The organism is Ensifer sp. D2-11, assembly GCF_054161295.1.
The window spans coordinates 3,190,001-3,205,624 of sequence record NZ_CP096433.1 but is presented as its reverse complement, the minus strand read 5'-3'; the positions used below and the strand labels follow the sequence as shown (position 1 = coordinate 3,205,624).

Below are 15,624 nucleotides of genomic sequence, written 5' to 3'. Positions count from 1 at the left end.
CTTCATTTTTTCTAGACCGATCAGAGCCGTTAAGAATTAAGGCATCATTCCGACATGATCTTGCCTTAGGGGCGCCGCCGAACGGGCGGGATCCGCCGGTTCTTGGAAGAGTTCTACAGGAAAACAGATCGTGCGCCTTACCGCCTGCATGCTCGTGATCTTCACATTTTGCCTCGCTGCCGGGCCTTCGGCTGCGAGCGGGATACTCATCGTCCCGCAGGGCAATCGCCACGTCGAGCAGCCGGGCGTTCCCGGCGCCTCGGTGCGCCGCACCAAGGCCGGCCGCACATCCTTCGACGCGAAATACGAGAAGGTGCGCGAGCTTCTCGCCACCGACCGCAGCCTCGTCGGCAAGATCAAGTCGGTCGCGGGCGCCTACGGCATCGCGCCCATCCACATGGTCGGGGCGATCGTCGGCGAACACACCTACAATGTCGACGCCTATGACCGGCTGCAATCCTATTACGTCAAGGCGGCCGCCTATGCGGGCGACAGCTTCCAGTTCGGCCATGAGGGCGAGTCCATCGCCGAATTCGTCGAGCGGCCCGAATTTGCCGAATGCGCCGGCAAGAAAGGCTCCTACGCGCTCTGGAGCTGCCGCGAGCGGGTCTGGGACAGCCAGTTCCGCGGCCATACGGTGGCCGGCAAATCCTTCCCGAACAACCGCTTCAGTGCCGTCTTCTTCCAGCCGTTCTTCGCCGGGCAGACCTTCGGTCTCGGCCAGATCAATCCGCTGACCGCATTGATGCTGACGGATATGGTCTCGCGCGTCTCCGGCTATGAGCGCCTCGATGAAAGCAATGCCGCCGGCGTCTATGAGGCGATCATGGACCCGGACGTGTCGCTTGCCTATATGGCCGCCTCCATCCGGCATTCGATCGACGCCTATCGCACGATCGCCGGCATGGATATCTCCGGCAATCCGGGCCTGACGGCAACGCTCTATAATGTCGGCAATCCGGATGCCCGTGCGGCCGCGCTTGCCGCGAAGAACCAGGGGGGCGAGGTCCACTGGCCGGAGGAGAACTATTACGGCTGGCTCGTCAACGACAAACTGGCAGAGCTCGAAAGCCTGTTGTGATCCTTTGTCGCCCGGAATCATCGCGATTCACGTGAAGCATTTCTTGATTGCGCCGTAAAAAACTGGAACGGTACGCAGACAAGAGCATTCCACATTCCGGACGGAAAACCGCTGCACACTTTTCCTGGAAGTGCTCTAGGAAGGCATTCACATGGATACGCGACCGGAGCCGTTCGAGCCGCCCGCGCCCGTGCCGCGCACCGGCATTCCCTCGCGGCTCGAGATCATCCGCACGGTTCTGCGAAACCCGCTCGAGCTCTGGGGCGAGCCTTCATACACGCTTCCCTGGATCGAGACGAAGTTCATCAATCAGCGGACGCTTATCGTCAACGATCCAGGCCTCATCCGCTACATCCTCGTCGAGAACGCCGCCAACTACGAAATGTCGAATGTTCGGCGGCTGATCCTGCGCCCGATCCTGCGCGACGGCCTCCTGACGGCGGAAGGCGAGGTCTGGAAACGGTCGCGCAAGGCGATGGCGCCGGTTTTCACGCCAAGGCACGCACAAGGCTTTGCCGGCCAGATGCTTCGCGTTTGCGAGGCCTTCGTTGACCGCTACGCGGGCGCTTCATCGGAGCCCTTCGTCACCAATGTCGCCGTGGACATGACGGAACTCACCTTCGAGATCCTGGCCGAGACGCTCTTTTCCGGCGAAATCGCCGTCGAAAAGCAGGGCTTCGCCGCCAATGTCGAGGAATTGCTGCATCGAATGGGGCGCGTCGATCCGATGGACCTCCTGGTTGCGCCGAGCTGGGTTCCGCGGCTGACCCGCATCGGCGGCCGGAAGGTGCTCGACCGTTTCCGCGGCGTCGTTTCCGAGACGATGTCTCTGCGCCGGCGACGAATGACGGAAGCGCCCGGCGACGTCCCGAACGACTTCCTGACCCTGCTTCTGCAGCTGGAAGGTCCGGATGGACTTTCGACCTCCGAGATCGAGGACAATATTCTCACCTTCATCGGCGCCGGCCACGAGACGACCGCACGGGCGCTCGCCTGGTGCTTCTACTGCGTCGCCAATACGCCCGCCTATCGCGAGACGATGGAGCAGGAGATCGATTCGGTTCTTGCAAGCGGCGCCGATCCGGTCGACTGGCTCGGGCGCATGCCGCATGTGCTTGCCGCCTTCGAGGAGGCGTTGAGGCTCTATCCGCCGGCGCCATCCATCAACCGGGCCGCGATCGAGGAGGATGCGTGGACATCCCCGGAAGGCGAGCGCGTGCCGATCCGCAAGGGAATATCGGTGCTGGTCATGCCCTGGACGCTCCACCGGCACGCGCTCTACTGGCAGAAACCCCGCGCCTTCATGCCGGAGCGCTTCCATCCGGAAAACCGGGACAAGATAAACCGCTTCCAGTACCTGCCCTTCGGCGCCGGCCCGCGCGTCTGCATCGGCGCGACCTTCGCGCTGCAGGAGGCGGTGATCGCGCTTGCCGTGCTCATGCACCGCTTCCGCTTCGACCTGACGGACGAGACGCATCCCTGGCCTGTGCAAAGGCTGACGACGCAGCCGAGGGGCGGCTTGCCGATGAAGGTGTCGGCAAGGGTCAAGTAGGTCTCCGGTTGGCGGGATACGCCCGCCATCAGACACGGAAACGTCGCTGTCGCGCGATGGTTTTTTCTAAAAATATGTCCTATCACCGGACAGACCTTTCCGGACCCCTCACCATTGGACTGAGCAGAAATTGACCCCGCATCTTCTCCTCGGCATCGACACCGGCGGCACCTATACCGACGCCGTCCTCTTCAGCGAAGCGACCGGCGTCGTCGCCAAGGCCAAGGCGCTGACGACCCGTCACGATCTGGCCGAGGGCGTTTCAGGCGCGGTGGAGGCGGTGCTCGCGAAGGCGAGGGTACCGGTTTCGGCGATCAGCCTCGTGTCGCTCTCGACGACGCTTGCCACCAATGCGCTGGTCGAAGGCCAGGGCGGCCGTGCTGGCCTGATCATGATCGGCTTCGGTCCGGAAGACCTGAAGCGCGACGGTCTTCAGGAAGCGCTCGGGTCCGATCCCGTTCTTTTCCTTCCCGGCGGCCACAACGTCCATGGCGGCGAAACGCCGCTCGACATGAGTGCGCTCGACGAGGCGCTTCCGGACCTCAGCTCCCAGGTGTCGTCCTTCGCGATCGCCGGTTATTTCGCCGTGCGCAACCCGGACCACGAGAAGCGCGTGCGCGATCGCATCCGCGAGGTCTCGCACCTGCCGGTCACCTGCAGCCATGAGCTTTCCTCCAAGCTCGGCGGCCCGCGCCGGGCGCTGACGACGCTTCTGAATGCGCGCCTCGTTTCGATGATCGACCGGCTGATCGGTTCCTGCGAAGATTTCCTCAAGGCCCGCGGCATCGACGTGCCGATGATGGTGGTGCGCGGCGACGGTGCGCTGATCTCCGCCGCCGAAGCGCGGCTGCGCCCGATCGAGACGATCCTCTCCGGGCCGGCCGCAAGCCTCGTCGGCGCTCGCTATCTGACCGGCTTGGACAACGCGATCGTTTCCGATATCGGCGGCACGACGACCGACGTAGCCGTACTCGAAAAAGGCCGCCCGCGGCTCGATGCCGAGGGCGCGGTCGTCGGAGGCTTTCGGACCATGGTCGAGGCGGTCGCCATGCGCACCTACGGCCTCGGCGGCGACTCCGAGGTGAAGATCAACGATCGCGGTCTCAAGGCCAGGCTCGATCTGGGGCCGCGCCGCTTTCTGCCCTTGAGCCTCGCCGCGGCGCTGCATGGCGACGCGGTCCTGTCGGTGCTCGAAAAGCAGTTGCGGGCGCCCCATCCCGGCCGTCACGATGGCCGCCTGGCGGTCCGCACCGGCTTGCCCGACCATCTGGCGAGCGGGCTTCAGCCGCAGGAGCAGGCACTCTACGGCCGCATCGGCATGGCGCCGGTGGCGCTTGCGGACCTTCTCGTCAGCACGCCGCAGAAGGCGACGCTCGACCGGCTCGTGGCGCGCGGGCTGGTGCATATCTGCGGGCTCACCCCCTCGGACGCGATGCATGTTCTCGGACGGCAGGCGCAGTGGAACGGCGAGGCCGCACGCCTGGGCCTCGAGATCGCCGCCCGCACCAAGGACGGCTCGGGACAGCCTGTCGCCGCCTCCGTCGAGGCTCTCGCGCAGATGATCGTCGACCGGCTGACGCGGCAATCCTCGGAAGCCATCCTGCAGGCCTGTCTCAGCGAGGACAGCGCCGCCATCGACCCCACCGCCTCGCTTGCCGTCGACCGGGCGCTGAAACGGGAACCGGGCATCGTGCGCTTTTCGATCAGCCTCGACCGGCCGCTTGTCGGCCTCGGCGCCTCGGCGCCGGTCTATTACCCCGCCATCGCCGAAATGCTTTCCACCGAGGCCTCGATCCCCGCGGAGGCAGATGTGGCAAACGCCGTCGGCGCGGTTGTCGGTCAGGTGCGGGCAACAGTCACAGTCTTCGTGACGACGCCGGAAGAAGGCATTTTCATCGTCAACGGTGCGGGCGCGAGCGAGCGCTTCGTCGATCAGCAGGAGGCCTTCGGCGTCGCCCGCCGGCGCGCCGAAACGATGGCGCTGGAGAGCGCCCGCGCCAACGGTGCAGAAGAACCGGCCGCGGTGCTTCGGGAAGAGATCGACGCGCCGGAAGTCGAAGGCAGCCGCAAGCTGATCGAGGCACGCTTCATCGCCTCGGCAAGCGGCCGGCCCCGTATAGCGCATCACGCGTTTTGATCTTTTCCATTCCGGAAACAATTCTTCGCATCCTTGCGGAATTGACAGGGAATGGTTTGATGAGAGAGTGTCCGCGCATGTAAGCGGGGCCAAGGCGCTTTTCCTTCCGGGCACCGCTTCTATCTATTGCAATAGAAATACTGAATTCAGGAGCTGTGGCATGGACCGCGTTGAGAAATATGGATTGCAGATCGATGCGGGGCTCCACCGCTTTCTGGTCGAAGAGGCGATGCCGGGCACCGGCGTCGACGCGGATCGGTTCTTTTCCGCCTTCTCGGATCTCGTTCACGATCTCGGACCGAAGAACCGGGCCCTTCTCGTCAAGCGCGACGAGCTGCAGGCCAGGCTCGACGGCTGGTATCGCGAGCATGGTGCCCCGGTCGACATGGAAGCCTATGAAGCCTTCCTGCGGGAGATCGGCTACCTCCTGCCGGAAGGTCCCGATTTTTACGTCTCGACCGCAAATGTCGATTCCGAGATCGCGACGATCGCCGGGCCGCAGCTTGTCGTGCCGGTGATGAACGCGCGCTATGCGCTCAATGCCGCCAATGCCCGCTGGGGATCGCTCTACGACGCCCTTTACGGCACCGATGCGATAGCCGAGACCGACGGGGCCGAGCGCGGCAAGGGATACAATCCGAAGCGCGGTGCCAAGGTCATCGCCTGGGCGCGAGAATTTCTCGACGCGAGCGCCCCGCTGGCGGCCGGCCGCTGGAGCGATGCCAGATCGTTCTCGGTCGAGGGAGCGACGCTAACCGTAATGCTTGCCGACGGCACGAAGAGCGCGCCGCGCAATTCCGTTCAGTTCGCCGGCTATGCCGGTGACCCCGCGGCGCCGTCCGAGATCGTTCTGCGTCGGAACGGCCTTCACATCGTCATCGTCATCGACGCGACGACACCGATCGGCAAGGCCGACGCCGCCGGCATTTCCGACGTCGTTTTGGAATCGGCGATCACCACGATCATGGATTGCGAGGATTCGATTGCGGCCGTCGATGCCGAGGACAAGGTGCTCGTCTACCGCAACTGGCTCGGGCTGATGAAAGGCGATCTCGAGGAGGAGGTGACCAAGGGCGGCAGGGCGTTCACCCGGAGGCTCAACCCCGATAGGGCCTATACGGCTCCGGACGGTGCGACGCTGACACTGCCGGGGCGGTCGCTGATGCTGGTGCGCAATGTCGGCCACCTGATGACCAACCCCGCGGTCCTCGACCGGGACGGCGAAGAGGTGCCGGAAGGCCTGATGGACGCCATGGTGACGGCGCTGATCGCACTCCACGACATCGGCCGGAACGGTCGGCGGGCGAATTCCCGCAGCGGCTCCATGTATGTGGTCAAGCCGAAAATGCATGGGCCGGAGGAAGTCGCCTTCGCCTGCGAGATCTTCGCCCGCGTAGAGTCGGCGCTCGGGCTTCCGGCCAACACGATGAAGATGGGAATCATGGACGAGGAGCGGCGGACGACCGTCAACCTCAAGGAATGCATCCGCGCCGCCCGCGAACGAGTCGTCTTCATCAATACCGGCTTCCTCGACCGCACCGGCGACGAAATCCACACCTCGATGGAAGCCGGACCGATGATCCGCAAGGGCGACATGAAGCAGGCGCCGTGGATATCGGCCTATGAGAACTGGAACGTCGATGTCGGTCTCGAATGCGGGCTTTCCGGCCACGCCCAGATCGGCAAGGGCATGTGGGCGATGCCGGACCTGATGGCGGCGATGCTGGAGCAGAAGATCGCCCATCCGAAGGCGGGCGCGAACACGGCCTGGGTACCGTCGCCGACGGCCGCGACTCTGCACGCGACCCACTATCACCGCGTCAACGTCGCCGAAGTCCAGGCGGGCCTCAAGAGCCGCACCCGCGCGAAGCTCGCCGATATCCTCTCCGTGCCGGTCGCCGCACGGCCGAACTGGACCGAGGAGGAAATCCAGCGCGAACTCGACAACAATGCGCAGGGCATTCTCGGTTATGTCGTGCGCTGGGTCGACCAGGGCGTCGGCTGCTCCAAGGTGCCCGACATCAACAATGTCGGCCTGATGGAGGACCGCGCGACGCTGCGCATCTCGGCGCAGCATATGGCGAACTGGCTGCATCACGGCATCGTCAGCGAAGCGCAGATCGTCGAAACCATGAAGCGCATGGCGGCAATCGTCGACGGGCAGAACGCCGGCGATCCGAACTATCAGCCGATGGCCGGCCGCTTCGAGGAGTCGATCGCCTTTCAGGCGGCGCTCGATCTCGTGCTCAAGGGCCGCGAGCAGCCGAACGGCTATACCGAGCCGGTCCTGCACCGCCGCCGGCTGGAGCTGAAGGCGAAGCAGGGGGCATAAGGCCTGTTGAGGTTCGGGCCACCCGCCGTCGCTTGTTTGATTTCCTCATTCCTGTGACAAGCACAGGAATGAGGGGATCAACAAGGCGCGCCGTGCGTCCAAAGGGACGCACTAACTTATCGAGTTGAGCGCAATCACCCCGCTACGGCAAAAAGAAAGGGCCACCCGGCATCACCGGGCGGCCCTTTTTCGATGTGTTGCAGCCGCTACTGCTGCACGACGACGCGTGCGTTGCGGCCGGGGCGGACCCTCGAATAGAGATCCATGATGTCCTGGTTCATCAGGCGGATGCAGCCGGACGAGGCAGCGGTGCCGATCGACGACCATTCCGGCGTGCCGTGCAGGCGGAAGAGCGTGTCCCGGCCTTCCTTGTTGAAGAGGTAGAGAGCGCGTGCGCCGAGCGGATTGCTGATGCCCGGGCCCATGCCGGCCTCGACATATCTGGCGACTTCCGGCTTGCGCTCGGCCATTTCCTTCGGCGGGTGCCAGGTCGGCCATTCCTGCTTCCAGGCGACATAGGCCTCGCCTTCCCACGCGAAACCCTGCTTGCCGACGCCGATCCCGTAACGTACGGCCTTGCCGCCGGGCAGCACGTAATAGAGGAAGCGGCTCGGCGTGTTGACGACGATCGTTCCCGGGCGTTCCTTCGTCGGGTAGTCGACGATCTGCCGGTGGAAACGCTGGTCTACGCGGTTGATCGGAACGCCCGGCACCGCATACCCGTGGTCCTCAACAGGGCCATAATTGCTGGAGAATATCTGGTTCGTCGCCACTTTCTCGCCCTCGGGAGAGGAGCCGGCCGTGGTCGTGGTCTGTGAGCAGCCGGCGAGGGCAACGGTGGCCGCCAGGCTGCACAGAAGGAGAGCGTTGCGGAAGCGCATGATGGTCTCGTAAAAGAGGTCAGGAAAATACGGGGGAGGGTGTCCGGCCGTCAGCGGCACCAGCTTATTTTCTATTGCACCGCAGTGCGCAAGGGACCGGCCCCCCGCAATGTGGCCGAAAGGTGTAAATTCCGTGACGATTGCTTTTTTGCAACAAACCACCCTGCAGCGCCGCGCGTCCCGTCAGACGCGCAACGGTCGCCGTAGCACTTTCCGAGGGCGGCAATGACGATCTTGTCTATCCATGGCGATACTCCGCTCGCAGACGGACGCCAGTCAGAGCGGGCGATGAAGGTACGCCGCGGCGTTCAGCGGCTGCTGATGGAACTGCGCCACGCGGCTTTGCCCGAACTGACGCTTGCGAGCGGGCGGCGGGCCGATCTCATCTCGCTCTCGCCCAAGGGCGAAATCTGGATCATCGAGATCAAGACCTCGATCGAGGACTTCCGCGTCGACCGCAAATGGCCGGAATACCGGCTTCACTGCGACCGCCTGTTCTTCGCAACCCATGCGCAGGTGCCGCTCGACATCTTTCCGGAAGAATGCGGGCTGATGCTTTCCGACGGCTACGGCGCGCATATGCTGCGCGAGGCACCGGAACACCGCCTGCCGCCGAGCACGCGAAAATCGGTGACGCAGGCCTTCGCCCGCACGGCGGCGCAGCGCCTGACGCTCGCAGAATGGGCAGCCGAACGGAACGGCGACCTTGGCCAGTCGATCAGCGACATCGTCAGCGGGGACCGGGATTAGAAGGGCGGCGCGGTTATTTGGGCGCCCGTTTCGCCAGAATGCGCTGCAGGGTCCGTCGGTGCATGTTGAGCCGGCGCGCGGTTTCCGAAACATTGCGCTCGCACATTTCATAGACGCGCTGAATATGCTCCCACCGTACGCGGTCGGCCGACATCGGGTTTTCGGGAGGCTCCACCCGCTCGCCCGGGCGCTGAATCAGCGCCGCGAGAATGTCGTCGGCGTCCGCGGGCTTGGCCAGATAGTCGAGCGCTCCGAGCTTCACGGCGTTGACCGCGGTCGCGATGTTTCCATAGCCCGTCAGAACGATCATGCGTGTGTCGTCGCGGCGCCCGCGGATCGCCTCGATCACGTCGAGACCGCTGCCGTCGCTCAGGCGGAGATCGATGACTGCATGTTTCGGCGGGCGGGTCTTCGCCTTGGCTATGCCTTCGGCGACCGATTCGGCGATCTCGACCGCGAAGCCGCGCGCTTCCATGGCGCGGGCGAGGCGCCGCAGAAAGGCCGTGTCGTCATCGACGATCAGAAGGCTCTTGTCAGGCCCGATCAGGTCCGCATCCGCGGCGTGAGTGTTTTGCGCAGGCATCGACTTTTCGATCATTTCTCAAATCCCTACAGCGCCATGCGTCTCACCGGACGCGCAGAGGCCGCTGTAACCCTTCAAGTGCTGCATGTTCCATCCTTTCACCGGACAGGATCAAAGGAAACATGCGGTAGGCATAAACCGGTGGTTTTTCTGGCAATCATGTGGGTTTCCCCGCACCTGTCTTCAATAAACCGCCAAAAGTCATTTCGCCAGTTTCGTGTCCATCAGCACGCGCGGCCATTCGACGCTGACCCGGGCGCCCGGGTGTTTCGAGCCGCCGTTCTCGAAGCGCAGCCGGGCGCCTGAACGCTCGAGCAGCGTCTTGGCGATGAAGAGGCCGAGGCCGAGGCCGCCGGCGCTGTCGTCCTTCTGCCGCCGCGTCACATAGGGTTCGCCGATCCGCGCCAGGATGTCCGGCGAAAAACCGTCGCCGTCGTCTTCGATCGTCACCCGCACGCGCTCGGCCGTGTGCTCCGTCGTGACGGTCACCTTCTTGCGCGCATAGTCGACCGCGTTCTCCAGTAGATTGCCCAGGCCGTAGAGAATGCCGGCATTGCGGATGCCGACCGGTTCCGAGGCGCGATCGCCCTGCTCCTTCAGCTCGATTTCTATGCCGAATTCGCGATGTGGCGCCATTACCTCCTCGATCAGCGATGAGAGCGGCAGAAGCCGCATATGTTCCTCGCTTTCGGACGAAAGGGTGGTCAGCCGCCTCAGAATGTCGCGGCAGCGTTCGCTCTGGCTGCGCAGGAGATGAACGTCCTCGCCGAAACGCGGATCGTCGCCGAGCTCCCGTTCCATCTCCTTGGCGACGACGCTGATCGTCGCGAGCGGCGTTCCGAGTTCGTGGGCGGCGGCGGCCGCGAGACCGTCGAGCTGCGACAGGTGCTTCTCGCGCTGGAGCACGAGCTCGGTCGCCGTCAGCGCTTCGGAAAGCTCGCTTGCCTCGAGCGAGACGCGATAGGTGTAGAAGGCTGCGAAAGCCGTCATCGAGACGATCGCGAACCAGATGCCGGCCGTCAGCACGCGCGGCATCAACAGAAGGGTGCCCGGATACCAGGGCAGCGGGAAGGGCGAGAAGGCAAGGGCGGTGACGCCCAGGACGGCGAGGCCGGCCAGCACGATGCTCTGCGGCTTCGGCTGCGAGGCCGACGATATGATGACCGGCACGCAGAGAAGCGGTGCGAAGGGATTGGCAAGGCCGCCGGTGATGAAGAGCAACGCAGTCAGTTGCGCAAGGTCGATGCCGAGCAGGGTGAAGGCGGCCGGCGGCGTCAGCCGCTGCGTCGGCGGAAAGCGGAGCGTGAGCAAGACGTTGAGAAGCGCCAGGCAGGCGATCAATACGGAACAGGGAACGACCGGCAGCGGGAACTGCAGCCACAGCGCCGTGACGATGACGGCGAGCGATTGTCCACCCACCGCCAGCCAGCGCAGCCGCACGAGCGTCTGCAGCCTCAGACTGCGGTTGCTGTTCAGATCGTTATAGAGTGTCGCAGCTGCCATGCGTTTCCGTTTCGCGATGCGGGTCGCATGCGCGACCGGGCGTCATTTCATCTTACCGGACTTTATGCCGAACCCGGCAAATATGAAACGGCGCCCAACCGCGGTGCGCCGTAGAGCCGCATCCGGCCACGTTGGAGCGGAATGCGAGCGGGAAACGAGTACACTTCATCCCACCCCGCTCTAAGTCCCGCGCGGTTTCGCGCGCGTCGTCGGCATCGCATTGGCGGGGTCCTCCGGCCAGGGATGTTTCGGATAGCGGCCGCGCATCTCGGCTCTCACGTCCTTCCACGAACCCGCCCAGAAGCCGGGCAGGTCCCGTGTCGTCTGGATCGGGCGGTGGCCGGGGGAAATCAGCTCGAGAAGCAGCGGCAGTCGACCGTCGCCGATCGCGGGATGCGTTTGCAGACCGAAGAGCTCCTGAACGCGGATCGACAGGAGCGGTTCGTCGCCGTCGTAATGGATCGGATGACGCTGGCCCGTCGACGCTTCGAAATGCGTCGGGGCCAGCCGGGCGAGGTCGCGCTGAAGCTCGTATGGAACGAGCGACATGAGGCCTTCGGCGAGATCGCGGCCCTTGATCCCGTCGATGCCGCCGGCGCCTCCCTGGAAAGGAACGAACCATTCGTCGAGACGGGAGATCAGACCCGTATCCGACATGTCCGGCCAGGGCTCGCCGATGGAGCGGTGCAGGAAGCCGATGCGGTCGCGCAGTTGCTCCACGTCCTTCGGGAACGGGACAGCGGCGAGCCCCAACTGCCGGATACCGTCCGCGAGTGCCCGCGCCGCCGCCTCGCCGCTGGGACGAGGCAGGGGTTTCTCCTCGAAGATGATCGCCCCGAGCCGTGTCACCCGGCGGGCACGCACCTGCCGGCTCGCCCGATCGAAGAAGCTCTGCTCCTCGGTGACGATGGCTTCCGGCATGTGCCCCTCGACATCCGACCGGTCTATCTCCGCGGCTGCGAGCACCCGCTGTGCGCCGGCTCTGCCGGTAAGATCGGCAATGACGAGCATTCCGGCCGCAGCAAGCCGTTCGGTCTCGGGTATCTCGGCGCCGCGTCCGTTCGCCATGACGAAGCGGCCGCGCCCGCCGCGCTGCAGCGCGATGCGGTCGGGAAAGGCGTGCATCAGCAGGGCTCCAGGCAAAACGGGCTTCGGACCCGCGTTCTTTGAGGCGCCGAGTTCGGCGGCCATTCGCCGCGCCAGACCGCGGGCAGCTTCCGCCCGGTCGCTGCGCTCGCTCCGGAACCGGCGCAGCCGCTCCTCGATATCGATGCCGTTGCCGCCGAGGCCCTGCTCGGTGAGCATCACCGCGAGGAGGCAGGCCTCCTGCGCCCGCCCTTCCTCGGCGGCTGCAACCGCCATTGCCGCAAGCCGCACCGGCAGCGCCAGATCGCGGATCCTGCGGCCTCTCGGCGTCAGCGCGCCGCGGCTGTCGATGGCGCCGAGCTCGAGGAGCAGGCCTCGCGCCTCGCGCAGGGTCGTTTCCGGCGGCGGGTCGAGGAATCTCAGCGTCGACGGATCGGCCACACCCCAATGGGCAAGATCGAGGAGCAGGCCGGAGAGATCGCTGGCAAGGATCTGCGGCGGCGTAAAAGCGGCGAGCGCCGCCGTCTGGCCGGAATGCCACAGGCGGATCGCGATACCCGGCTCGGTTCTTCCGGCGCGCCCGGCGCGCTGATCGGCCGAGGCTCTGGAAACGCGCACGGTTTCGAGCCGCGTTATGCCCGTCGAGGCCTCGAAGACCGGCAGCCGCTGCAGACCGCTGTCGACGACGATCCTGACGCCGTCGATGGTGATCGAGGTTTCGGCGATCGAGGTCGCCAGCACGATCTTGCGCGTGCCCTTCGGTGCCGGTCGGATCGCCGCATCCTGTTCCTTCTGGCTCAGATTGCCGTAGAGCGGCACGATTGCGGTCGCCTCCCCGAAGCGATCGGCGAGACGCGCGGCGGTGCGGGCGATTTCCGCCTGCCCCGGCAGGAAGGCGAGGATGGAACCTTCCTCGGACCGGTGCGCCTCGGCAATCGTCCGGACCATCGCGTCCTCGACGCTTTCACCGGCCGCTCTGTTTTCGTAGCGTATGTCGATCGGGAAGCTCCGGCCCTCGCTTTTCAGGACCGGCGCATCGCCGACGAGTCCGGCGATGCGCTCGACGTCGAGCGTCGCCGACATGACGACGATCCTGAGGTCCTCGCGAAGTGCCGATTGCACGTCCAGCGCCAGCGCCAGTCCGAAATCCGCATCCAGCGAACGCTCGTGGAACTCGTCGAACAGGACAGCCGAAACGCCGGACAATTCGGGATCGTCGAGGATCATCCGGCTGAAGACGCCCTCCGTTACCACCTCGATCCGGGTTTTGCCCGATATGCGGTTGTCGAGCCGCATCCGATAGCCGACGGTTTCGCCGACCTTCTCCCCCAGAAGTTCGGCCATGCGTCCGGCCGCGGCCCGCGCGGCGAGCCGCCGCGGTTCGAGCAGAATGATCTTGCCGTCGCCGCGCCAGGGCTGGTCGAGCAGAAAAAGCGGCACCAGCGTCGTCTTGCCGGCGCCGGGAGGAGCCGACAGCACGACCGATCCCGCCGAAGCGAGCGCGTCGCCAAGGCCGGGCAGGATCTCGCGGATGGGCAGGGCAGGAAGCGCGCGCATCACGCCTGCTCCTCCGTTCCGATTTCGATCACGCGGCCGCCGGCGGCTTCCGCGTCGGCACTGTCGTGGGTCACGAGGATGGTCGGCAGCCCGGCCGCCCTCGCCTTGGAAAAGACGAGCTCGCGCGTCTGCTGCCTGAGCGCCGCGTCGAGATTGGAGAAGGGTTCGTCGAGCAGCAGGAATCGTGGCGCTGAAACGAGCACCCTTTGCAGTGCCACGCGCGCCTTCTGGCCGCCGGAGAGCGTGTCCGGGTCGCGGTCGAAGAAGCCGGCAAGGCCCACCTCGTCGAGGGCTGCATCGGCCAGCCGGCGGCGTGCGCCCCGTCCTTTGACATCGGGCGCTATGGCGAAGACGATGTTGCCGCCGACCGATAGATGGGGAAAGAGCAGCGGATCCTGAAACAGGATGCCCGCGTGTCGCCGGTTGGCGGGAACCGCCGTCAGGTCCTTGCCGTCGATCAGGATGCGGCCGCTCACATCGAATGCCGGATCGAGAAAGCCTCCCGCAAAGGCCAGCAGGGTCGACTTGCCGGAGCCGGACGGCCCCATGATCGTCAGCACCTCGCCCGGCGCGACGGCCGCCGATATGGCGAGCAGGGCCCGGCCGCCCAGACCGATCGTCACCTCCGAGAGCGTCAGGCATCCTGTCTTGATCGGGGATTTTGACCCGGCGTTTTCCTGCATTCACGTCCTCATTGCCCGCCGGTTGCGCAATAGCAACTGCGGGCCGAGCGACGCAACGAGAAATGCGAGGAAAGGCAGGAGCCCCTGAACGAGGGCGTAGATGCCGATGACCCGCCGGTCGCCGCCCGACGAGAGTGCGACGGCCTCGGTCGTGATCGTCGTCAGCCGCCCGGACCCGATGAGGAGCGTCGGAAGATAGAGGCTGACCGACACCGCGAAACCGACCGCGAGCGCGGTGAGGCAGGCACGAAAGAGCAATGGCAGCCGGACCGCGAACAGGATTTCCAACGCCGGCTTGCCGAAGCCGGCGGCGATTTTTTCGAAGCGCGGGTCGACCTCGCGCCAGGGGGCCGACAGTGACAGAAGCACGTAAGGGAGCACGAAAACGAAATGGACCGCCAGCACGCTCGCGAAGCCCGGCGTGAGCCCCGCCGAGAGCATCAGGACCTGCAGCCCGAAGATGAAGCTGATCTCCGGGACGAGCAAGGGGAGGTAAAGCAGCCGGTAGCCGGCTGCATTCTTCCGTCCGCCGGCGATGCCGTTGCGGTAGAGCAGGAGGATCGTAAATACGAGCGCCAGCGATGACGCCGAAAGAGCGAGCGCGACCGTGGTGCCAAGCGGCGCCCAGAGTTGAGGCAATATGCGCATCCAGGTATTGGGCGTGAGACTTCCGGGCAACGCGTCGGGAAATGGCCAGAGGCCCGCAACCGACCAGATCGAAAGCAGGCTGAGCCCCGCGAAAATGGTGACCGTACAGGTGGTCATGGCGAGGGCGCCCGCGGCGCGAACCGCGCCGTCCCGCGCAAAGCGCCGTCCCGAAAAGGTCAGGCGCGCGAGAACGGCTTTCCCGATCCGTTCGAGCGCGATCCAGATGGCCATTGCAGCGACGACGACCCCAAGCTGCAGGAAAGCGCCCGCCGATGCGAGAAATCGCGCGCCGAGGTCGTCATCTCCGGCCCATTGGGTTACTCGCACCGGCAATGTTGGCGGCAGCTTCGGCCCGAGAATCATGGCGACGTCCACGACGGATACCGAATAGACGAGCACCGCGAAGACCGGCAGGCGGATCTGGCGGTAGAGGGCCGGCCAAAGGCAGACGGCGAAGCCCGCGACGCGCCCGTAGCCGAGCGCCGCCGCAAGGCGCGAGGCTCTCGTGACGGCAAGCTGCGGCAGGGCGGCAAGCGTCACCAGAAAGAGAAACGGCACCTCCTTGGCGATGAGCCCGGCAATCATCGTCAGCGCGCAAGGGTCGTTGGGAAGAAGCCAGTCCGGCGGCCGCGTGAAGCCCGTCACCTCCGGCGAGATCAGCCGGAGCAGGAAGCCCGACGGGGCGACGAGGAAAGCCAACGCAAAGGCGGCGGCGGCATGCGGAACGGCAAGCAGGGGAGAGACGAGATGCTGGATGCGGGCGAAAGTCGGCGTGCCGGCGAAGCCCGCGACGAATGTGCCGACGACCGCTGTCGCTGCGACCGTCGTCAG

Annotated in this window: 11 protein-coding genes (1 of these 11 running past the window's edge); 5 read left to right on the top strand and 6 right to left on the bottom strand. The window is 65.3% G+C overall.

The genetic code is table 11. The annotated features are described in order from the left end of the window. The first annotated feature begins 130 nt into the window (after nucleotides 1-130). From M1D34_RS15370 to M1D34_RS15355, 4 genes are all read left to right on the top strand, one after another. A complete protein-coding gene (locus M1D34_RS15370) occupies nucleotides 131-1,081 on the top strand; it encodes a DUF1402 family protein (protein WP_003531977.1) in 951 nt (316 codons plus the stop codon). A gap of 151 nt (nucleotides 1,082-1,232) precedes the next feature. Continuing rightward, nucleotides 1,233-2,633: a cytochrome P450 gene (locus M1D34_RS15365; RefSeq protein WP_498779767.1), complete on the top strand. Its 1,401-nt coding sequence runs from the start codon at nucleotides 1,233-1,235 to the stop codon at nucleotides 2,631-2,633. 130 nt (nucleotides 2,634-2,763) lie between these two features. After that, nucleotides 2,764-4,770, top strand: a complete 2,007-nt coding sequence (locus M1D34_RS15360; protein WP_498779765.1) for a hydantoinase/oxoprolinase N-terminal domain-containing protein — start codon at nucleotides 2,764-2,766, stop codon at nucleotides 4,768-4,770. A 160-nt stretch (nucleotides 4,771-4,930) separates the two neighbouring features. Further along, entirely contained in the window at nucleotides 4,931-7,102 is a 2,172-nt protein-coding gene (locus tag M1D34_RS15355) for a malate synthase G (protein WP_498779763.1), read from the top strand. 206 nt (nucleotides 7,103-7,308) lie between these two features. Here M1D34_RS15355 and M1D34_RS15350 read toward each other — a convergent pair whose 3' ends face one another. Further along, entirely contained in the window at nucleotides 7,309-7,983 is a 675-nt protein-coding gene (locus M1D34_RS15350) for a L,D-transpeptidase (RefSeq protein ID WP_003531973.1), read from the bottom strand. A 225-nt stretch (nucleotides 7,984-8,208) separates the two neighbouring features. Between M1D34_RS15350 and M1D34_RS15345 the strand changes: the two genes are divergently transcribed. After that, nucleotides 8,209-8,733 carry an MmcB family DNA repair protein gene (locus tag M1D34_RS15345; protein ID WP_498779761.1) on the top strand — a complete coding sequence of 175 codons (525 nt, stop codon included), beginning with the start codon at nucleotides 8,209-8,211 and terminating at the stop codon, nucleotides 8,731-8,733. Between the two features lie 13 nt (nucleotides 8,734-8,746). Here the strand turns inward: M1D34_RS15345 and actR are convergent, their stop codons facing one another. From actR to M1D34_RS15320, 5 genes are all read right to left on the bottom strand, one after another. Further along, nucleotides 8,747-9,331, bottom strand: coding sequence for a global response regulator transcription factor ActR (gene actR, locus M1D34_RS15340; RefSeq protein ID WP_010968328.1), 585 nt, complete (start codon nucleotides 9,329-9,331; stop codon nucleotides 8,747-8,749). Between the two features lie 186 nt (nucleotides 9,332-9,517). Continuing rightward, a complete protein-coding gene (locus M1D34_RS15335; protein WP_498779758.1) occupies nucleotides 9,518-10,819 on the bottom strand; it encodes an ActS/PrrB/RegB family redox-sensitive histidine kinase in 1,302 nt (433 codons plus the stop codon). Between the two features lie 180 nt (nucleotides 10,820-10,999). Then, entirely contained in the window at nucleotides 11,000-13,462 is a 2,463-nt protein-coding gene (gene hrpB / locus M1D34_RS15330; RefSeq protein ID WP_498779756.1) for an ATP-dependent helicase HrpB, read from the bottom strand. Continuing rightward, complete coding sequence (locus M1D34_RS15325; RefSeq protein ID WP_027992987.1) at nucleotides 13,462-14,145, bottom strand: ATP-binding cassette domain-containing protein; 684 nt, start codon at nucleotides 14,143-14,145, stop codon at nucleotides 13,462-13,464. Before M1D34_RS15325 ends, hrpB begins: the two co-directional genes overlap by 1 nt. Next, on the bottom strand, nucleotides 14,146-15,624 hold the 3' portion of the coding sequence (locus M1D34_RS15320; protein WP_498779755.1) for an ABC transporter permease. It continues 210 nt past the right edge of the window; only the last 1,479 of its 1,689 coding nucleotides appear in the window; its start codon lies off the right edge, out of view; it ends in the stop codon at nucleotides 14,146-14,148.